This is a genomic window from Bacillus sp. cl95 (genome assembly GCF_900115925.1).
Classification (GTDB): Bacteria; Bacillota; Bacilli; order Bacillales; family Cytobacillaceae; genus Neobacillus_A.
Genome location: NZ_FOYF01000001.1, coordinates 316674 through 337715 on the forward strand (window position 1 = coordinate 316674; position 21042 = coordinate 337715).

17 protein-coding genes are annotated in these 21042 nt (G+C 38.4%); all 17 read right to left on the minus strand.

The features are described from left to right. Positions 1 to 133 precede the first annotated feature (133 nt). Entirely contained in the window at positions 134 to 391 is a 258-nt protein-coding gene (locus BMZ31_RS01615; RefSeq protein ID WP_090829979.1) for a DUF3243 domain-containing protein, read from the minus strand. Positions 392 to 617: 226 nt separating this feature from the next. After that, positions 618 to 1340 (minus strand): elongation factor P 5-aminopentanone reductase, encoded by a 723-nt coding sequence (locus BMZ31_RS01620; RefSeq protein ID WP_090829980.1) that lies wholly within the window; start codon positions 1338 to 1340, stop codon positions 618 to 620. Between the two features lie 84 nt (positions 1341 to 1424). Further along, complete coding sequence (locus tag BMZ31_RS01625) at positions 1425 to 2714, minus strand: EF-P 5-aminopentanol modification-associated protein YfmH (protein ID WP_090829981.1); 1290 nt, start codon at positions 2712 to 2714, stop codon at positions 1425 to 1427. Further along, a complete protein-coding gene (locus BMZ31_RS01630) occupies positions 2711 to 3991 on the minus strand; it encodes an EF-P 5-aminopentanol modification-associated protein YfmF (RefSeq protein ID WP_090829982.1) in 1281 nt (426 codons plus the stop codon). The genes BMZ31_RS01625 and BMZ31_RS01630 overlap by 4 nt, the downstream gene beginning before the upstream one ends. 221 nt (positions 3992 to 4212) lie before the next feature. After that, on the minus strand, positions 4213 to 5352 hold the full coding sequence (locus BMZ31_RS01635) for a GGDEF domain-containing protein (RefSeq protein ID WP_090829983.1): 1140 nt from the start codon (positions 5350 to 5352) through the stop codon (positions 4213 to 4215). Positions 5353 to 5527: 175 nt separating this feature from the next. Continuing rightward, the gene (locus BMZ31_RS01640; protein WP_090829984.1) at positions 5528 to 6481 is read right to left on the minus strand and encodes an ABC transporter permease; all 954 of its coding nucleotides are present in this window, start codon (positions 6479 to 6481) and stop codon (positions 5528 to 5530) included. A gap of 1 nt (position 6482) precedes the next feature. Beyond that, the gene (locus BMZ31_RS01645) at positions 6483 to 7562 is read right to left on the minus strand and encodes an ABC transporter permease (protein ID WP_090829985.1); all 1080 of its coding nucleotides are present in this window, start codon (positions 7560 to 7562) and stop codon (positions 6483 to 6485) included. Next, complete coding sequence (locus BMZ31_RS01650; protein WP_090829986.1) at positions 7559 to 9082, minus strand: ABC transporter ATP-binding protein; 1524 nt, start codon at positions 9080 to 9082, stop codon at positions 7559 to 7561. The genes BMZ31_RS01645 and BMZ31_RS01650 overlap by 4 nt, the downstream gene beginning before the upstream one ends. A 168-nt stretch (positions 9083 to 9250) precedes the next feature. After that, on the minus strand, positions 9251 to 10348 hold the full coding sequence (locus BMZ31_RS01655) for a BMP family lipoprotein (protein ID WP_254778549.1): 1098 nt from the start codon (positions 10346 to 10348) through the stop codon (positions 9251 to 9253). An 87-nt stretch (positions 10349 to 10435) separates the two neighbouring features. Beyond that, entirely contained in the window at positions 10436 to 11161 is a 726-nt protein-coding gene (locus tag BMZ31_RS01660) for a GntR family transcriptional regulator (protein WP_090829987.1), read from the minus strand. 468 nt (positions 11162 to 11629) lie between these two features. Further along, entirely contained in the window at positions 11630 to 13972 is a 2343-nt protein-coding gene (locus BMZ31_RS01665) for an FtsK/SpoIIIE family DNA translocase (protein ID WP_090830657.1), read from the minus strand. Positions 13973 to 14118: 146 nt separating this feature from the next. Then, a complete protein-coding gene (locus BMZ31_RS01670; protein WP_090829988.1) occupies positions 14119 to 14337 on the minus strand; it encodes a YlzJ-like family protein in 219 nt (72 codons plus the stop codon). Next, the gene (locus BMZ31_RS01675) at positions 14334 to 15089 is read right to left on the minus strand and encodes a ClpP family protease (RefSeq protein WP_090829989.1); all 756 of its coding nucleotides are present in this window, start codon (positions 15087 to 15089) and stop codon (positions 14334 to 14336) included. Before BMZ31_RS01675 ends, BMZ31_RS01670 begins: the two co-directional genes overlap by 4 nt. A gap of 761 nt (positions 15090 to 15850) precedes the next feature. Further along, positions 15851 to 17518 carry a ribonuclease J gene (locus tag BMZ31_RS01680; protein ID WP_090829990.1) on the minus strand — a complete coding sequence of 556 codons (1668 nt, stop codon included), beginning with the start codon at positions 17516 to 17518 and terminating at the stop codon, positions 15851 to 15853. A 190-nt stretch (positions 17519 to 17708) separates the two neighbouring features. Then, positions 17709 to 18578 (minus strand): 4-hydroxy-tetrahydrodipicolinate synthase, encoded by an 870-nt coding sequence (dapA, locus tag BMZ31_RS01685; protein ID WP_090829991.1) that lies wholly within the window; start codon positions 18576 to 18578, stop codon positions 17709 to 17711. Between the two features lie 21 nt (positions 18579 to 18599). Next, positions 18600 to 19844 (minus strand): aspartate kinase, encoded by a 1245-nt coding sequence (gene dapG / locus BMZ31_RS01690; RefSeq protein ID WP_090829992.1) that lies wholly within the window; start codon positions 19842 to 19844, stop codon positions 18600 to 18602. 42 nt (positions 19845 to 19886) lie between these two features. Next, entirely contained in the window at positions 19887 to 20939 is a 1053-nt protein-coding gene (gene asd, locus BMZ31_RS01695) for an aspartate-semialdehyde dehydrogenase (protein WP_139205905.1), read from the minus strand. Positions 20940 to 21042 lie beyond the last annotated feature (103 nt).

A 21042-nucleotide genomic window follows, 5' to 3' on the forward strand; every position in this document is an offset into this window, starting at 1 on the left:
AAAAACCCCCACTCGGTAGCGTGATTCGACAAAATCCACTTGTTTTTTATCATAACCTTATCATAAATGATTTTCCTATAAGATGAAAGGATAAACCTATATAAATAAAAAAGAGAGGAAATTCCCCTCTCTTTTAGCGAGTTCCGTTATTCTGTACGAGTTTTACCATCATATTTGCGATTGCATGCTTCTCATCGTCGCTTGCTACAGACCACAAATCAGCAAGGATTCTTTCCTGCTCATTTTTTGGTTCTACTTGGTTTGAAAGATAATCACCGATTTGGAAAGCTAGGTCGCCAACCGCTTCGTTGTTCATACCTTGATGTTGTGCTTGATGAAGACGATCCGCAAGAAAGTCTTCCCATTGTTTCCAATTGTCTAATACAGACATGTTAAACCCTCCTTTATGATAATACATAGTTATTTTGAGGCTTGATGCTGTAAAATATGCATGGAAACATCGAAAAAATAAGGCTCTTTTCTAAAAGATTATTGTTTTGTAAATAGTTTTTAGAAACAAATCGTTTGAAGATCAGTTGATTGGAATGGCCTGGAGTGGAAATCAACCCCTCTTAATTGGCATAAAGTATAGGAATACTTCCAAAAATAAAAACCTTCTATGTATACCAACCACCATTTACTCCGATGACTTGCCCAGTAATATACGCTGATTGATCCGATAAAAGAAATGATGTTGCATTCGCGACTTCTTCAGGGAGCCCAAGTCTTCCCATCGGAATTTCTTCTTTAAGCAAGTCCATTTCTGCTCCAGAAAAACCGTCTAACATTGCTGTATTTATAGCACCAGGTGCGATAGCATTCACACGAATGCCAGAAAGCGCCACTTCTTTACTTAATGCCTTTACAAAGGCGAGTTGTGCACCCTTTGCCGCTGAATATGCAACTTCGCATGCTGCACCTGTTTGACCCCATATGGATGAAATCACCACAATATTTCCTGCCTTTTTGCTCATCATTTTTGGAAGAAGACCTTTCGTCAGCATGAGTGGATGAGTTACATGAGTTCTCATCAACGCCTCAACATCTTTTAGTTGAAGGTCCAGAAGCATACCATAATGAGCATTGCCCGCACAATGAACGATGGCATCAAGACTGAATACATTCTTGATCAACTGCTCGTGTCCAAGCGGATCTGATAAATCCGCTTTTATTGTGTAATATTCCCCACCATAAGGTTTTAACTTCGTTACTAGTTCTTTGATTGAACTTTCATTTTGATTGTAATGTAAATATAAATGATTCCCCTCAGATGCAAGTTTTAAGGAAATTGCTTGTCCAATACCTCCGCTTGCCCCAGTTATTAACACATATTTCCCCATCCAATCACTCTTTCTCTTTTCTCAAGCTTATCATACAATAATCTTGCAATAGAAAAAAGCGCCAACAAAGGCGCTTCTGTCTCATTACTTCTTCGGTACAACCTGGCATACAGAAAATCTCTCTTCAGAAATGACTTCTGTAGCAAGTCTTTTTACGTCCTCTAAGGTGATTTTTTCAAGAGTTGGAACAACATCAAAAAGATTCATCTCGTTGAAAGCATAGCGTGTAAATTGATTGGCAATATATTCAGGAGAATTGACTGCGCGGAGAAATCCTCCAATTTTCTTCTTTTTTGCACGTGCCAACTGGTCTTCGGTAAATACCGCACCATTTTTAGCGCTTTCAAGCATTTCTTGAATCGTATCAGCCAATTTATCTGGTTGGTCGGTGTCTCCTCCAACCATGGCAAATCCAAATCCGAATTCTTGAGTGTAATCATAAGAAAAAGTTTCATCGATGAGTCCTTCGTCATAAAGACGGTTATAATTATCCGAGCTCTTTCCAAATAGCAGGTCAAGAAGGACATTCATTGTCAACTCATTTTTCAGTAATTCTTCACCCTTTTGATCGGCATGCAGAGCCTTTATGCCAAAGAGACACTTTGAAGTTTGCACGTTCATTTGAAGAACTTGCTTCTTCTCTGCCACTTCGAGCGGTTCTTCCTCAAATGAACGCTTAATTTCCGGCATTTCTTTGTATTCTTTCTTGGACTGATTATTCTTAACAAAGTCCATCGTTTCGTTTGGATCTACCGGCCCGACAATAAAGAGTAACATGTTACTCGGATGATAGAAGGTATGGTAGCACTCATAAAGCAAGTCTGCAGTAATCTTCGAGATAGAAGGAATTGTACCTGCAATATCAATTTTAACAGGATGGTTTTTATATAAGTTTTGAATGAGGCCAAAATATAAACGCCAATCCGGGTTATCATCGTACATCGTAATTTCCTGTCCTATTATCCCTTTTTCTTTCTCAACTGTCTTTTCTGTAAAATAAGGATCCTGTACAAAGTCAATTAGTGTCTCTAGGTTCCTTTCCACATTGGAAGTACTAGAAAAAAGGTAAGCGGTTCTTGTAAAAGAAGTAAACGCATTCGCTGAAGCCCCTTGACGGCTAAATTGTTGGAACACGTCTCCATCTTCCTTTTCGAAAAGTTTGTGCTCTAGGAAATGAGCGATTCCATCCGGCACTTTTACAAGTTCATTCTTGTCATGAGGTTGAAAATGATTATCAATTGAACCGTACTTCGTGGTGAACGTTGCGTACGTCTTGTTAAATCCTTTTTTAGGCAATATATATACATCCAGACCGTTTGGAAGCTTTTCATAATAAAGTTCTTCCTGAAGTTGCTCAAAATTTATTTTTTTCATGCCTGAACCTCCTTGCCGGTTAAGAAATAGATGGTATCGAGTTCCACTTTTTTCGCAACAGCAATAACATCTTCCTTCTTCGCATTCTGCATTTCCTCAAGCCACTTTTCAAGGGTAATATCATACCCAGACACCACATTATGATAGAGAACCTCCACTAGTCCACGTGAAGTATCGATGGTTTCAAGCATTTGATTCTGAATGACAGCCTTTGTTTGTTCAAGTTCTTGGTCAGTGATTTCTCCGTTCTTCATCGCTTCTAGCTGTTCCTTTATAATGGTAACGGCTTGCTCATAGTTTTTCATATCTATACCTGACATGACCATCATTAAGCCTTTATGACTTTCAAGACGGCTTGCTGCATAATAAGCAAGGCTAGCTTTTTCTCGTACATTTATGAATAACTTTGAATGAGAGAATCCACCATAAATTCCGTTAAATACTTGAAGTGCATAATAATCTGGATCCCCATACACAATATCTGTTCGGAAGCCCATATTGAGTTTCCCTTGTTTAATGTCCTGTTCTTCGATCACTTCATTCACGTCGGTTCGTTTGTTGCTATTTGTCTTTTCAACCCGTTTGGCTGCACGTGGTTCAAACTTAAGCATTTCAGCTGCCAATGACTCAACTTCTTTGGAATCCACATCACCAATTACGTAAAAATCCATTTCATCTTCGGCAAAAGCTTTTTGATAATAAGTATAAAGGCTTTCTGCAGTGATCGCCTCAACATCATCCATTTCACCATTCACATGGAGTGCATAAGGTTCACCCTTACACATTTCCTGTACCAATCGGAAGTTAGAATATCGCATTTTATCATCGTAAACAGACTGGATACGTTGCTTTAACGTCCGTTTTTCACGGTCAAAAGAATCTGTGTGAAAAGCAGTTTCCTTTACATGTGGCTTAGTAAGGATTTCTGAAAAAAACTCAAAGCCCTTTTTGAGTAAAGGACTAGGGTCACTCAAAAATTTTTCATTGGCGATTTCAAGCGAAAAGCTCATGACATGATATTCACCTTTTTTCGCCAAATCCACAAATAAACTCGCTCCATATAGATCATCCAAATAAGATCGAAGCGCAGCAGTTGTTGGATACTTTTCAGAACTGCTTTGCAGTACATGAGGAAGTAATGCCCTTTGAGTAACATCTTCTTTATTCAACGGAGCTTTCATTTTCCAAACTAAAGTATTTGTCTTGTATTTTTCCGTCTTTACGACATGAAGTTTATAGCCTTGCATGTTTGTTACTTTTTCCGCCATTACATCCATGTGCGGTCCTCCTTCATCTTTATGGACATTTTTCATCCTTAGACACGTCATTGTTATCGTTTACAAATGAAATTAAACCTATTCTTACTATAATTTGTCAGGCTTATCCATTACAAGTATTAAGCAAAATTCAAAATGCATACCTATTCCAAATACTAATACAAGATGATTGTTTTTTAGCTCCATAATAAAAACTTCCGCACAACATGTACGGAAATTTTCTATGAAGTCTTGTTAATTGCAGAATTTTTTTCTTCATTTCTATAACAGAATCCTGATTCCAAACAAGCCCTGTTCTTACCATTACTTTTGGCTTTATATAAAAGATCATCGGCAATGCTTATGATTTCATTGGAGCTATACTCTTCCCGCCATAAAGCAACTCCAAAACTCATTGTAATCGTCCACTTCTCAGTCGTAAAATAAGCAAGATTAAGCTCGTGAAAGACCGTTTCCAAAAACATACTTAGTTTCGTTTCAGCACTTGCAGGTAGTAAGAAAGCAAGTTCTTCACCGCCATAACGAAAGGCTTGTCCTTCAAAATCGGCAGCAATCTTGGAGAAGATTTTCCCAATCGATCTAAGTACCTCATCACCAACCAAATGGCCATATTGATCATTAATGGACTTGAAATGGTCTATGTCCCCCATGATGAGAAGGTAAGGAGTTTTCCTATCAGTCAGATGGCGGAGATGCTCTTGAAAATGACGATGGTTATATAACCCTGTCAGATAATCGGTCACAACCAGTTCATGATAAATTTCTTTCATTTTGAAATGCTTTCTTTCTCTTAGGACAATGAGAGAGCCAAATAATCCTACTACCCAAATAAATATGAGGTTCATTCCTAAGATAAACCATAGTTTTTGAGGTGGAGAAGGCTCTTGCAAGAAAATAATCAAGTAACCAACGCTTGAAAAAAACGAAGCCGTAAAGGCACCTTTAGTCTGCCAATAGATTGTCGCATGCATAACAATTAGGATGCCAATCGGAAACAGCATACTTGTTACTCCGCCGGACAGGACTAGTAGCCATATATAGGCGATAAAATCGAATAATATCCCTGTTTTTGTGAGTAATGAGAACATTTTATGATTTGGATCCATTTTTTCCAAAGCAATTTGGGAAATACAAATATAGATAATTCCAGAGAAAAACAAATAGGAGAATGTATCATGTTCAAATTGGAGAATATTGTCGATTGGCGGATAATAAAACATGAATCCACAAATAAATACGAAAATCCAACGGAGGTAAGAAAAAATCCGCTCAGTTTCATAATCATTTTGATAGAGTGATAACCTCATAGCTTTACCTCGTGATTCAGAATCAATATTTTCAGTTTCTTCAAATTTTAACATAATTCACACAACATATAAAATGTAAAAGCGCTAAGTTTCACTAAAATAGCATATTAACTATTAGAAAATCAAAATACCTGCCCCCTTTTGATTAAAAGGGAAGCAGGTATCATAATTTTTAAATAGAAATAATTATTACTGTGTAGTTTTCACTAAACAAATTATGTTTTGGATATTAACGCTTACCTGAATCAAAAGTTTCCCCTGCTGCTTTAGGAGCACGTGAAGATTTAGAGAACGCTACTAAAGCAAGTAATGTTACAACATATGGGAAAATCTTCAATATGATTGGCGGGAAAACTTGAAGCTCTGGAATTACTTGTGATACGTTCGCAATTGTACTTGCAAAACCAAAGAATAACGTAGCAGCTAAAATTCCAAATGGTCGCCATTGGCCGAAAATTAAAGACGCTAGCGCCAAGAATCCAAGTCCTGCTACTGAGCCAGTAAATTCTCCAGCATAAGTCAAGATAATCAGCGCACCGCCTAAGCCAGCAAATGCCCCTGAGATCATAACTCCGCTATAGCGGATTCTTCTAACATTTACACCTGCCGCCTCTGCAGCTTGTGGGAATTCACCACATGCTCTTAAGCGTAGACCGAACTTTGTTTTATATAGAATAAAAGTACTCACTATCAGTATCAATAAGATAAACCATGTCGTTACATAGGTTTTTGTAAAAAATAGATCCCCAATGACTGGAATAGAAGACAAGCCCGGAATATTCATTGGTGAGAATCCATTAGTAATACGAATATTACCACTACCTGTCATATTTCTAGCTAAAAATACTGTTAGGGCAGCAGCAATCATGTTAATGGCTGTACCACTAATAATTTGATTGGCACTTAAGTTAATACTAGCAAATGCATGCAATAAGGAAAACAATACCCCAGCTACCATGGCAACTAATAAACTAAGCCAAAGAATCATATCATTATTAGGGTAGATATCTTGAAAATGGTTAACAGTTAATGCTCCAGCAAATGCACCAATGATCATTAAACCTTCTAATCCAATATTGACGATACCGCTTCTTTCACTAAATAAACCGCCTAATGCAGTAATTAAAAGGGGAATGGTAAATACAATAGCATAAGGAAATATTTGTTCTATGATGGTCCACATTTTACGATTCTCCCTTCTTTGTTGCAGTACCTTTCACGGCATTAGCGTCAGATTTATTTTTACGTTTTTTGCTAAGCATTCTCTCGATTAAGACACTTGTTGCGGCAAAGTAAATGATAATAGCGATAATTGTGTTTGCAAGTTCAGGTGGTATTTCTGTCATTGCATTCATAAAACCTGTACCTGAGTATAGAATTCCAAAAAGGATGGCTGCAAAGAATACACCAAATGGAGTGTTCGCACCTAGTAACGATACCGCAATACCATCATATCCCATAGTTGGAAGTATACCAATTTGAATAACGTTAGCATTCCCTGCATACATGCTAACTCCACCAATCCCAGCAAGAGCACCTGAAATCAACATGGACAAGATGATATTTCTATTTACACGCATACCTGCATACTCTGCTGCATGTCGGTTGAAACCTACTGCCTTTAATTCGAACCCTAAAGTTGTCTTATCAATGATAAAAGCAATAATAAATACTGTTATCACGGAAAGGAACAAGCCCAAATTGATGTAAGATCCATCAAACATTTCCGTTAAGAATGGAGCTTTCAAAGTAGCTTTATCTGCTAGTGCTTTTGATTCTGTTTCTAGGAATTCTCCTTTGAAATATCCAGGAACGACGTAGTAAACTGTCCAGTAAGCGATCCAGTTCATCATAATCGTTGAAACAACCTCGTGCACATTAAACTTCGCTTTAAGCAATCCAGGAATATATGCCCATAGCGCTCCACCTAAAAGACCAGCTAAGACCATTACAACCAGCAAGACAGGTCGTGAAAAATCATATGTTAATCCAACCATTGTTGCACAAAGGCCACCGATTAACATTTGACCTGCAGCACCAATATTGAAAAGACCTGTTCGGAATGCAAACATTACAGAAAGTCCTGTGAAAATTAACGGTGTCGCAGTAGCTAAAGTATTTCCAATACGTTCTGTGCTTTTAAGTGCACCTTGCAAAAGGTACGTATATCCTTCAATAGGGTTACTTCCTATTATGAGCATCAAGATGCCCCCAGCAATAAGCCCTAAAAGAACTGCTATTATTGATACGATTGTATTTCTCATTTGCTTGTCTCCTTACCTACTCCTGCCATCATAAGTCCAACTTCATTCTCATTGGTTTCAGCAGCATTCAAAATACCCACAAGGTCACCGTTGTTAACAATAGCGATTCTATCTGATAACTGTAGAACTTCATCTAGTTCTAAAGAAACTAGTAAAACTGCCTTTCCGCTATCACGATGCTGAATCAATCTTTGATGGATATACTCAATCGAGCCAACATCTAATCCCCTAGTTGGTTGTACAGCAATTAATAAATCGGGATTTAACTCTAATTCTCTTCCTATAATGGCCTTTTGTTGGTTTCCTCCAGATAAAGTCCTCGCAATAGAGGCTCCACCTTCACCAGAGCGAACATCGAAATTTTGAAGTATCTTATTAGCATACTCCTTAATTGCTGATCCATTTAATAATCCATTTTTTGAGAAAGGTCTTCTATTATAAACCTCTAAAACCATGTTGGATTCCATCGTATAATCCAAGACCAACCCACGTTTATGTCTATCTTCTGGAATATGTCCTATTCCACTTTCAATTCTTTGGCGGATAGGGAAGTTTGTAATCTCTTCACCATTTAATAAGACTTGTCCTGACTCAGCTTTTCGAAGACCTGAAATAACCTCAACCAGTTCGCTTTGACCATTTCCTTCTACACCTGCAATCCCAACTATTTCTCCCTTTCTTACTTCGAGGGAAAAATTCTTAAGCCCCATTACTTTTCTGTTATTTTTCGCAGACACATTATCTATTGTTAGTACTACATCACCTGGAGTACTTTCTTTCTTATCCACTTTGAAATTAACATGACGGCCAACCATCATTTCTGCAAGACTTGCTTCGCTTGCATCTGCAACCGTCACAGTTCCAATTGATTTTCCTCGTCTAATAACTGTGCAACGGTCTGCAACAGCTTTAATTTCTTTAAGTTTATGAGTGATGATAATAATAGATTTACCTTCATTAATAAGGTTTCGCATGATTTTCATTAATTCTTCAATTTCATTTGGAGTTAAAACGGCTGTTGGTTCATCAAAAATCAAAACTTCAGCTTCGCGATACAACATTTTCATGATTTCAACACGTTGTTGCATACCTACAGAAATATCCTCAATCTTCGCGTAAGGATCAACATTCAAACCATAGTGCTTTGACAATTCTGCAATCTTTTTTGCAGCTTTTTCTGTATCCAGCACCAAACCTTTAAGGGGCTCACTACCAAGAATAATATTTTCTGTTACAGTAAAATTCTCTACAAGTTTAAAATGTTGGTGCACCATACCAATGCCGAGATGATTTGCAACATTTGGATTAGAAATCTTAACTTCTTTTCCAATTACTTTTATCATCCCTTTTTCAGGCTGATACATCCCGAATAAAACACCCATTAAAGTGGATTTACCCGCTCCATTTTCGCCCAATAGAGCATGTACTTCCCCTTTTTTCAAAGACAGAGAAATATTATCATTCGCTACAATACCAGGGAATTCTTTTCTAATATTAAGCATCTCAACTACATAACTCATAGTAGCACTCACCTTTTTATTTATTTCCATTACTTTTAGGGAGTCCCCCACCCAGTGATAAAAATCTTTTATCTCACATTAACCATTCTGATAAATTTACAAAAAATTTCAAATTTAGTCTATTGAGAGATAAAAGAGACGGAAAGAACCGTCTCTTTTATCACTAGATTACTTAAATAAAGAACCTTGTTCAGCAGCGACTTTAATATCACCAGATTTGATCTTTTCAAAAATATCTTTAACTTTAGTTACAGTTTCTTCGCTTAAGTTAGGATTTTTTTCTGGTAAACCAATACCGTCGTTTTTAGCATCAAATGTAAGTGTTTGTCCGCCAGGGAATTTACCTTCAGTCTCAAGTTTAACCATATCTAGAGCTACTTGGTCTAATTTCTTCATTGCAGAAGTTAAGATGATTGACTTATCGCCATCATATTTACCATCTTCAAATTGGTCTACGTCAACTCCATCGATCCAAACCTTTTCGCCTGCTTTAGCACGTGTTTTTGCTTCGTTGATTGCACCAACACCAACACCACCAGCAGCAGTAAAGATTACATCAACACCACGGTCAAACATTTGAGCAGCAATTTGTTGTCCAGCAGCTACGTTATCAAAAGAACCTTGATAAATAACGTTTTCAGCTTTAATGCTCATATTTGTGCCTAGATTTTCATTTGCGTATTTAACACCTTGTTGGAATCCCCAGTTGAACTTTTGAACCGCAGGAATTTCCATACCACCGATGAAGCCAGCTTCTCCTTCTTTCAACTCAAGAGCAGTAGCAACACCAGCCATGAATCCTGATTCGTGTTCTGCGAAGAATACAGCCACAGTGTTTTCCTTAACAACTGGCTTGTAGTCACCAGAGTGTGGATTTCCATCAATGATTACAAACTTAGCATCTTTGTATTTATCTTGAGCCTTGAAAACAGCTGTTTCAAACTTGAAACCAGGAGTTACAACAAAATTGTATCCTGCATCAATTAAGTTACCAATTTCTTTTAAGTAATCGCCTTCAGTATTTCCAGCTGGTTTAAGATACTTTTCTTTAATTCCAAGCTCATCTTTTGCCTTTAAGATACCTTCCCATGTACCTTGATTGAACGATTTGTCATCAATTGTACCTGAATCAGTAACCATACCTACTTTAAGAGCTTCTTTACCATCTTTACTTCCGTTACCTTCTTCTTTACCCGAGCAAGCTCCTAAAAGAGTTCCTGCTGCAAGAACCAATGACATAGCTAAACCAAATTTACGCTTTTTCAAGGTTTTGTCCCCCTAAGGAAATGTTTTTAGATTTTGTAGAAATGACTTTAAAACACGAATGAATGCGTTTTCAATACCCTCAAAAAATTAAATTCTTTTTCTAAGTACATGAAAACTGAATTTATCGGCCTTAAAGTAGTTTACCGAATACAGAATTGGTTCATCCATTTCATCGAAGTGCATTTGCTTGAGAACAAGTAATGCAGTTTCTGGCTCACATTCAAGGATCGGTGAAATTTTCTCGTGATATCCAATGGGCTCGATTTGAGCGACCGCATATGTAATTCTCCGGTTCGCTTCTCCTTCGAGGATATTCAAGATAGATTCCTCATCATGAGAAAAAGTTTCGGGAAGAATGTTTACTGGTATTTTATCTACACAATAAACAACCGGTTCTCCATTGGCGGTTCTTACCCTTTCCAACACGACAATATCATCATCCGCTGAACATGTGAAACGACGAATATCTTCTTCGGTAGGACCTTGTGTCAATGAACTTAGAAAAATTGTTCCTGGCTTCATTCCTGCTTGTTTGATCATATTCGTGACACTGTTCAACTGTTCGATCCCTGAAGTAAACAATGGCTTTGCACTTACAAAAGTACCGACACCATGGCGACGGATGATTACGTTTTCTTCTTCAAGAATTCGTAACGCTTCCCTCAGTGTTGCCCTGCTTACTCCTAAATGTTTGGCAAGATCAAACTCCGAAGGAAGTTTTTCTCTTTCTTTATAAATACCCTCTTCGATATCTTGCTTCAACCGATCGATCACTTGTAAATACAAATGCCGGTTATCTGACTTAATTGACATGCAGGTTCCTCCAACCATTTTCCTAAGACATCAGACATCTGATGTTCAATCATTCCTACTAATCGAAAATACTATAACACTTTTTTTCTTATAAATAAATAGGGTTTCATCAATTTGTCGAAAAAAGCTCACAAGTTAAAATTAATATTTAATTCAGTCCCAAATACCTATAAAATTTGGTATAATTAGAGGCGAAAAAGCCAGAAAACATACATTATTTGTAAATAACTTTATTATTTTCCAAAAAATAGATTTTCTAATACTGAGATAGTCATATTGGAAACGTTTTTAATAGTATGGCATATAACTTTTTTTGACAAGATTCGATAGATGGGAACAGGAGAATTTTTTTCCAACAGAAAAATCCGGGAGAACCTCCCGGATTTTTCTGTGCAAATTCTCATGATTAGTCATTAAGAATTACATATATGGGAATGCATCTTTTACTAGCCTGCTGAGTTATACCCCTTATAAACTAGCTTCTTCTTTAGGTTTCGTTACAAGTACATTTCTAGGCTTACTTCCCTCGTATGGACCTACCACTCCACGTGCTTCCATTTCGTCAATAAGTCGTGCTGCCCTCGAATATCCGATTCGGAAACGTCGCTGTAACATTGAGACGGAAGCCGTTTGCATTTCAACAATCAAGTCAACAGCCTCTTCATATAGATCATCATCCACTTCACTTGTGTTTTCAGGAATATCCTCTGGAATCATTTCCTCCTGATATTGTGCCTTTTGTTGTGAAATAACATAATTCACCGTATCCTCAACCTCATCATCGGATAAAAATGCTCCTTGCACACGCACCGGTTTGGAAGCTCCGACAGGCAGGAACAACATGTCACCTCTGCCCAGTAACTTTTCTGCTCCACCCATATCTAGAATCGTCCGAGAATCCGTCGCACTTGAAACCGCAAAGGCAATACGGGATGGAATATTTGCTTTAATAACCCCAGTTATGACGTCAACCGAAGGTCTCTGTGTCGCAATAATGAGATGGATTCCTGCGGCCCTTGCCATCTGAGCAAGTCTCGTGATGGAGTCCTCTACGTCTGAAGAAGCAACCATCATGAGATCTGCTAGCTCGTCCACTATCACTACGATATAAGGTAGTAATGGCTGTTTGGCATTTTCCTCAATGTTATGTCGTTTTACATACTCGTTATATCCTTCTATATTTCTCGTGCCTGTATGAGAAAAAAGTTCATAACGTCGCTCCATTTCATTTACAACCTTTTTTAGAGCTTGCGAAGCTTTTTTCGGATCTGTCACGACTGGTGCAAGCAAGTGCGGTATGCCGTTGTAGACATTTAATTCAACCATTTTAGGATCAATCATCATCAACTTGACTTCATGAGGCTTAGCCCGCATTAGTATGCTAGTAATAATACCGTTTATACACACACTCTTTCCGCTACCTGTTGCACCGGCAACAAGCAGATGGGGCATCTTATTTAACTCAGCAAGTACTGCATCACCCGTAATATCACGTCCAAGAGCAATTTGTAGCTTTGCTTCAGGTTTATCATGTTCTTTTGATTCCAAGACTTCGCGAAGTGATACCATAGCGACTTCTGTATTCGGTACTTCTATGCCAATCGCAGACTTACCTGGAATTGGCGCTTCTATTCGAATACCTTTTGCTGCAAGGGCAAGTGCTAAATCATCACTCAAACTGACGATTTTGCTTACCTTCACACCTACGTCTGGGTGTACTTCGTATTTTGTCACGGCAGGACCTAAGTGAACTTGAGTTACCCTCGCTTTAACTCCAAAACTTTGAAAAGTCCTCTCAAGTTTTGCCGCATTCGCGTGAATGAGTTCATACTCTCCGCTTTGATCCGTTTTTCTTGGTAATTTCAATAATTTCAAAGGAGGAAGTTCATATTCAATGTTCTCGACTTCAGTAAACTTTATCGGAGGTACAGACTCTTCTTCATCCTCTTGTGCTTTACTGTTTTTTTGTTTTGGTTTCTGTTCACCCGAATGGCTTTCTGGTTGATCACTATTCGGATAAGCCCTTTCTGCAAAACTCGAAATAATCGGTTCAGGAATAATGACCTCTTCTTGGTAGGAAATAGGAGCTTCAGGTGCCGGTTCAATCTTTGGTACAGACTTTTGTTGTTCTTTTTCGGCTTTCTTTTGCTCTTTAACTTTTTCCTGCTTTTCTTTCCAGTTTGTTATATCCTCACGGAATGCTTTCCACTGCCCACCAATGAATGTGCGAAGACTAATAAGTATTTTACCCAGCGCTTCTCCGAACGTCTTACCTGTAAGGAGAATAAACCCAATGAGAATAAAAATAAAAGCAACAATCTTTGTACCCGTTGCAGCAAATAAGTAATGGAAAAGAGCGTATAAAACTGCGCCGATCATCCCACCGCCAAGATCGACAGTGCTCGTTTTTCCTTTTATCTCCATCATATAAAGTTCCCAAGTATTAGAAATCACACTTGGGTCAGCAAACTTTCCTTCGTTAGATAAAAGATCGAATAAAGTCACATGGCTAAGTAATAATAAAGAACTTATGATTAAATAAGTGCCTATTAGTTTTATATGGAATAGGAATGGAATTTCCCTTTTCCACATTAAATATCCAGAAAAAACAACAAGACCTATTAAACTGATCATATACCATTCGCCCATCCAGAACCTGAAAAAGAATACCGTCGCCTTCCCTACAGCTCCTAATTTTGCTATGGATATGATAGCCAACGCTAAAAGTAGAAGGGCTACAAGTTCATATTGGACTGTGCGTTTCAAATCACTACTTTTTTTCCGGCTTTGCCGACGTTTCTTTTTAGCCATTTCATCACCTAATGTATTTTTTATAGTAGTATTTTCTGCCAACCTTCACTTATGTAAACATCCTGAATGGAAGAAAGCAGCCATAGGCGGCTGCTTTTTTAGATAATTCAATTATAACATAATAGCTTGACCGATGAGGATTAACATTAGGTATTTACAAAAGAAATTTTCGTCCCTGGACAACAGGCATCATTCAAATAGTGTTGAGGATCGGTACTCATGATACGAACAATTTGATAGTTCTGTCCGTCTACACTTTCGACGAGCATTTCTATGCCTTCATAGGTTATAAGCTTTTGTTTTCCAAATGCCTCATTCTCACATGGGTATATCAGGTCATAAGGCATCATCGTATATAGAATCATTGAATCAGCCCCTCTTGAGACTCTTTGTTCAACTCAATAAGTTCATTCAATTTCTTCATCGCTGCACCAATTCCGCCGACTTCATCAATCAAGCCAGATTTTACAGCATCGATCCCAATAACATTTGTACCAATATCCCTTGTTAAATTCCCTTTTTCAAACATTAATTTCTTAAAAGTCTCTTCCGAGATATTCGAATGCTTCGTCACAAAGTGTACAACCCTTTCCTGCATCTTGTCTAAATATTCAAAGGTTTGTGGTACACCGATAACTAATCCTGTCAGCCTGATAGGGTGAATGGTCATCGTAGCCGTCTCGGCAATAAATGAATAATCACATGATACCGCAATTGGCACACCTATCGAGTGACCGCCACCTAGGACAATCGAAACACTCGGTTTGGATAATGAAGCTAACATTTCAGAGATGGCTAAACCTGCTTCCACATCGCCACCGACAGTGTTGAGAATGACCAGTAATCCCTCTATTTTCGGGTTTTGTTCAATTGCCACGATCTGAGGAATCAAATGTTCATATTTAGTTGTCTTATTTTGTGGAGGAAGCTGTATATGGCCTTCGATTTGTCCAACAATTGTTAAACAATGAATTTTAGAATCTGGCGAAAGCTGTGGGACATTTGTTTGGCCAAGCTGTTGAATTTTCTCGATTATAGAAGAAGTTGGCTTATCCTCTTTTTGTGTATCCGGACCTTCTTGAGAAGCCGGATTATTTGGTGCTGTATCTTTTTCCATCCATTATTCTCCCTTCACACTTAATATGGTTAGTATTATCACAATGTATATTTTCATGCTTGTTTAAGGAAGAAAAGAAGAACACCTTTCCGTTTCATTGCATTAAAATAATAGGCTCTTTTCGTAAACTATGTTGTTATTGGAAAAAGAAAAAGCCGGCAGTAGAGTTTTCTCTCCTTACACAACTAGGAAATTAGGATCTATGATTTCATATTGAGGAAAAGTGCACGAAATAAGAATCTTTACGTGTTGTAGCTTTAATCGAAAAAGCAACAATCTATGCGAAAACAGCCAAATAATATCCCCCCCCATTCCTTTTCTTTCAGAATGAAGGGTACTTTTCATTTTTTAGTGAGGAAAACATAAATTTTGATGTGATTTTCGACGTAAGATGACTACTTTTATTTCGATTGGAATGGAAGTTACGATTTTTAGGAAAAGAAATACTCAACTAGTTCTTCAAATAGAATACTTACAAATCAATTCACTTATATAACGAACATCTGGATTTCTATTTGTGTAACTGTATGGTTCATTTGTGTTACTGTACACATTATTTGTGGAAATTGCCATTTCATTTGTGTAAAACCCGGTTTCTTTTGTAAATGCCTTTGAGACACCAAAAATTCATTTTAGAAAAAATACCACAGGATCAAGAAAAACTACAATGTACATTTACAGAGCCTTTCTAAAAGATTCAAATTTGTTTTTATTAAATAGCAAAAAAAAACACCGGGCCATATCCCGGTGCATTGCGTAAATTATACTTCCATGATGATAGGCAAGATCATTGGACGTCTTTTAGTTCTTTCGTAAAGGAAACGATTCAGATCATCTCGCATTTCCTGTTTAAGTGTTGCCCAATCAAAATTGTCTTTTGATGTATTACGTTCCACAACTTCACGTACTTTATTCGTTGATTCCTCCAACAATTTTTCGGATTCACGGACGTATACAAATCCTCTTGAAATGATTTCCGGTCCAGCAACGACCTTCTTTTCTTTTCTTGTTAATGTAACCACCACAATTAAGATACCGTCCTGAGATAATAGCTTTCTATCACGTAAAACGATATTACCAACATCTCCTACTCCGATACCGTCGATAAGGACATTTCCTGACGGCACTCTACCGCTTGTAGTCATCTTTCCATCTTTAAACTCGATTACATCGCCTTTGTCAGGAATATGGATTTGGCTGTCAGTCAGTCCACAGGATTTCGCTACTTTTCCATGCGCTTTTAACATTCTGAATTCACCATGAACAGGTACGAAGAATTTAGGTTTCATCAAGTTGATCATAAATTTCAATTCTTCTTGACTTCCATGGCTTGATACATGAATGGTCTTTCTTCCAGAAATGACATTAGCACCAGCACGGAACAACATATCAACCGTTTTAAACAAGAAAATTTCACTGCCTCTAAGTGGAGATGCTGCGATGAGTACTGTATCACCTTTTTGAATATTTACTTGCTTATGCGTTTGTTTTGCCATTTTCTGAAGTGCTTCAATAGGTTCTCCTTGAGTACCTGTCATTAAAACTACGAGTTGGTTATCCGGAACTTCCCCAATCATCGAAATAGGAATAATCAAGTCTTCCGCAACATTTAAATAACCTAGTTCCAATGCAATGTGGTAAATACGCTCAAGACTTTTTCCGACAACTGCTACCTTTCGATTACTTTCAGCTGCCGAATCAAAGATGTGTTGGATTCTGTTAATATCTGAAGCAAAGCAGGCAGCAAAAATTCTTCCGGGAGCATTGTAAAAAGCATCAGACATTTGACGTGCGACCGTAGCTTCAGAAGTCGTGTATCCCGGCTTTTCCGCATCTGTACTATCAGAAAGCAAACAAAGGACGCCTTGCTCTCCAATGCTGGCCATCTTACCGATTTCAGGCTTGTACAAATCCGTTGCAGCCTGATCAAATTTAAAGTCTCCTGTATAGACAATGATTCCCTCTGAAGTATGTACACATACACCAACTGAATCAGGAATGCTGTGATTCGTTCTAAAGAAACTTACCTCGACAGAACCCACTTCGATGATTGAATCGGAATGGATTTCAAACGCATTGATTTTCCCTTTGTACTCTTGTTCCTTTAGTTTTGAATGAACAAGCGCAAGTGTAAGACGTGTACCATACACAGGTACATTCACTTGGCGAAGCAAATATGATAATGCACCGATATGGTCTTCATGACCATGTGTCAAAAATACAGCTTTAACGCGATCCTTATTTTCAGTTAAGTAAGTGATATCTGGAATGACGATGTCGATTCCTAACATTTCGTCTTCTGGGAACATGAGTCCAGCATCAATAACGATGATGTCTTCATCTACCTCAACAACGTACATATTTTTGCCTATTTCTCCGACTCCTCCGAGAGCAATCACCTTGATGTTATTATTCTTTCTCTGTATCAATTTCCGAATCCTCCTACAATGATGTTTTTCCGATCGAGATCAGTTATCCTCATTATACTTGAAGTCTGAAATTCTTTACAACCAAATTATACCTCTAAAGGAAGACTTGGATATTTTCTCGGCAAAATATCCCCCTGAATTCACTGAAAAAAGAACCAGTCGATTATCTTCGACTGGTTCTTCATTGTGATTATTTTACAAAAAGAGACGATAGCGAAAGACGTTCTTGCTCCGTTAATGGTACAAGAGGAAGCCTTACTGGTCCTACATCCAACCCTTTCAATTGAAGCGCAGTTTTTACTGGAACAGGACTAGGTGCTGCAAATAGCCCTAGCATAACAGGCAGAAGCTCTTGATGTAACTTGGCCGCTTTCCTATTATCACCTTCTAAAAAGTACCCTATCATTTCCTGCATTTCTTTTCCAATTACATGAGAGGCAACAGAAACAATTCCATGACCACCTACAGCTAAAACAGGAAGTGTTAAACCATCGTCCCCGCTATAAAGCAAGAAGTCATCATCTGTATTAGCGATAATCTGTGTCATAGCATTAATATCGCCACTTGCTTCCTTAACCGCTACAACGTTCGGCAGTTTTGATAGGCGAACGACCGTTTCTGGTGAAATGTTGGCGACCGCTCTACCAGGTACGTTGTAAACCATTACCGGCAGACTGGTGCTTTCCGCCACAGCTTTAAAATGCTGATAAAGACCTTCTTGATTTGGCTTGTTGTAATATGGAGCGACGATCATGACTGCGTCCACTCCTAGTTGCTCAGCTTTCTTGGTCATTTCAATTGACTCATACGTGTTATTGCTGCCTGTACCAGCAATAACCGGAATGCGCTTGTTTACTACTTTTACAACATGAGCAAAGAGTGCTAATTTTTCTTCCTTAGAGAGCGTAGGTGATTCTCCTGTAGTCCCTGCAATTACTAAAGAATCTGTTCCATTATCGATTAAATGGTTGATTAATTGCGTTGTTTTGACAAGATCTAGGTGACCATTTTTGTCAAAAGGTGTGACCATTGCTGTTGATACTCTACCGAAATGAACCATATTGTTGCCCCTTTCCAAACCTTAACTTTCAGTCCGCTCAAATTCTAATACTTCATCTTGTAATTGAAAAGCATCGTGAAGTGCATTTACCGCTTTTGACAAATCCGCCTGTTTGACTAATACCCAGATAGTGGTGTGACTATCTGCTGATTGTAAAATTCGGATACCTTTTTCAGAGAGTGCTGTTACGATCTTTGATGTAACACCAGGTACTCCTGCCATTCCTGCACCGACAACCGATACTTTTGCACACTCCAGCTCAACGGCAGGTTCATGTCCTAAGCCCTTAAGCACTTCGATGGCTCTATTTGTACTTTCTTGATTGACCGTATAAACGACGCCATTAGGAGAAATGTTGATAAAATCAACACTGATGCTCTCCTTCGCCATTGCTTTAAAAACTTCAGCTTGCAAATTATACTGTTCTTTCTTCGCAAACACTTTAATTTGTGTCACGTTTGGTACATGGGCGATTCCTGTAACCGGACGCTCTTTAATATCGCTGCCCCGATTATCCTTATTCATTGTCGTAACAAGTGTACCCATTCCCTCCGTATAAGTAGAACGGATTCGGATTGGAACCTTAGCTTGCATTGCGATTTCAACAGCGCGCGGGTGGATTACCTTTGCACCTTGATAAGCCATGTTACATACCTCGGTATAAGTCACAACCGATAATGGTCTGGCGTTCTCGGCAATACGTGGGTCGGCAGTCATAATGCCCTCTACATCTGTAAAAATATCAATCCACTCTGCATTTAATGCTGCCCCAAGAGCAGAAGCAGAAGTATCACTTCCACCGCGACCAATGGTTGTAATATCGCCATTTTTCGCAGCACCCTGGAAACCTGCCACAACGACAACATTGACATTTTCAAGTTCGCGAATAAGACGATCACACTTCATTTCCATGATTTTTGCATTCGTAAAATCATTATTAGTTCGGAAACCTGCCTGTGCACCAGTCATAGCTGTCGCATTAATTCCGTTCTCTACCAACATATTGGCAAACACGACACTAGAAATCGTTTCGCCACATGACATTAGCAAATCAAGTTCACGTTTACTGATGTTACTATCACTTCCACCTACTAACGATAAAAGGGTGTCCGTTGCATACGGATCGCCGTTTCTTCCCATTGCAGAAACGACTACTACAGCTTTATAGCCTTCAGCAAGCGCCTTTTCAATATGTTTTTTTGCATGTTCACGACCCTTTTGGTCACGAACAGACGTACCGCCAAACTTTTGGACGATTATTTTCATCTCAGCACCTCAAAAGTTGTTTAAAGGATATATCTCATGATGTTATTTTTTCACTAAGCCTAACTTGATTAAACTTTCGGCAATTTGCACTGAATTCCATGCTGCACCTTTTAAGAGATTATCAGAAACGACCCACATATGGAAACCACGGTCTTCGTTCAGGTCTTTTCTAATACGGCCAACAAAAACTTCATTCTTGCCGACACAATCTGCCGGCATTGGATAAACCTGATTTGCAGGATCATCTTGTAAAACAATACCAGGTGCATCTTTAAGCATTTCTTTCACTTCAGCCGCACTCACGCCTGCTGATTCGATTTCGAAATAAAGAGACTCTGAATGGCCTGTCTCGACAGGTAGACGGACACAAGTTGCCGCTACCGATAATTCCGGCATATTCATAATTTTCTTCGTTTCATTGATCATTTTCATTTCTTCATACGTAAAGCCATTATCTACAAACTTATCGATTTGTGGGATCACATTAAACGCGATTTGATAATGTTTTTCGTCTCCCTTTACAGGAAGCACCTTCGCTTCAAAACTTTCACCATTCAAGATAGCTTTAGACTGTTCCTTAAGCTCATTTATGGCAGCTGCACCAGCTCCAGAAACGGCTTGATAAGTAGACACGATGATTTTTTTCAAACCGTGTTTTTGACGGATTGGCTCTAATGCCACGACCATTTGGATCGTTGAGCAATTCGGATTAGCAATGATACCATTATGCTTAAGTAAGTCTGCTTCGTTTACTTCAGGCACAACTAAAGGTACATTCTCATCCATACGGAATGCACTCGTATTATCTACAACAATGGCACCATGCTTGACTGCTTCATGAGCCAATTCTTTAGATACACTGCCACCCGCACTGAATAAAGCAATATCCACGCCAGCGAAGCTTTCAGGCTTTGCTTCTTGCAATGTATATTCAGTTCCATTTACTTCTAAAATTTTTCCTGCTGAACGCGCGGATGATAATAAAGTAAGTTTTCCGATTGGAAAATTCCTTTTTACAAGTGTATCGATCATTTGTTGTCCAACTGCACCCGTTGCACCAACGACAGCTACATGGTACCCATTTTGCTGACTCATTAACAAGACCCCTTCCATTCCACTACTTTTTCTGGGAAAAATATATTTGAGAAGCATACTTTTAAAAAAACTGATGGATGGCGGCCATTAATGCCGCCATCAA

Bases quoted from the DNA above. Each gene is read 5' to 3' on its own strand.
- BMZ31_RS01645 (WP_090829985.1), bottom strand. From the start codon at position 7,562: ATGAGAAATACAATCGTATCAATAATAGCAGTTCTTTTAGGGCTTATT.
- dapA (WP_090829991.1), bottom strand. From the start codon at position 18,578: ATGGTTCATTTCGGTAGAGTATCAACAGCAATGGTCACACCTTTTGAC.
- BMZ31_RS01675 (WP_090829989.1), bottom strand. From the start codon at position 15,089: ATGGAAAAAGATACAGCACCAAATAATCCGGCTTCTCAAGAAGGTCCG.
- dapG (WP_090829992.1), bottom strand. From the start codon at position 19,844: ATGAAAATAATCGTCCAAAAGTTTGGCGGTACGTCTGTTCGTGACCAA.
- BMZ31_RS01615 (WP_090829979.1), bottom strand. From the start codon at position 391: ATGTCTGTATTAGACAATTGGAAACAATGGGAAGACTTTCTTGCGGAT.
- BMZ31_RS01635 (WP_090829983.1), bottom strand. From the start codon at position 5,352: ATGTTAAAATTTGAAGAAACTGAAAATATTGATTCTGAATCACGAGGT.
- BMZ31_RS01650 (WP_090829986.1), bottom strand. From the start codon at position 9,082: ATGAGTTATGTAGTTGAGATGCTTAATATTAGAAAAGAATTCCCTGGT.
- asd (WP_139205905.1), bottom strand. From the start codon at position 20,939: ATGAGTCAGCAAAATGGGTACCATGTAGCTGTCGTTGGTGCAACGGGT.
- BMZ31_RS01625 (WP_090829981.1), bottom strand. From the start codon at position 2,714: ATGAAAAAAATAAATTTTGAGCAACTTCAGGAAGAACTTTATTATGAA.
- BMZ31_RS01660 (WP_090829987.1), bottom strand. From the start codon at position 11,161: ATGTCAATTAAGTCAGATAACCGGCATTTGTATTTACAAGTGATCGAT.
- BMZ31_RS01620 (WP_090829980.1), bottom strand. From the start codon at position 1,340: ATGGGGAAATATGTGTTAATAACTGGGGCAAGCGGAGGTATTGGACAA.
- BMZ31_RS01670 (WP_090829988.1), bottom strand. From the start codon at position 14,337: ATGATTCTATATACGATGATGCCTTATGACCTGATATACCCATGTGAG.
- BMZ31_RS01665 (WP_090830657.1), bottom strand. From the start codon at position 13,972: ATGGCTAAAAAGAAACGTCGGCAAAGCCGGAAAAAAAGTAGTGATTTG.
- BMZ31_RS01640 (WP_090829984.1), bottom strand. From the start codon at position 6,481: ATGTGGACCATCATAGAACAAATATTTCCTTATGCTATTGTATTTACC.
- BMZ31_RS01630 (WP_090829982.1), bottom strand. From the start codon at position 3,991: ATGGATGTAATGGCGGAAAAAGTAACAAACATGCAAGGCTATAAACTT.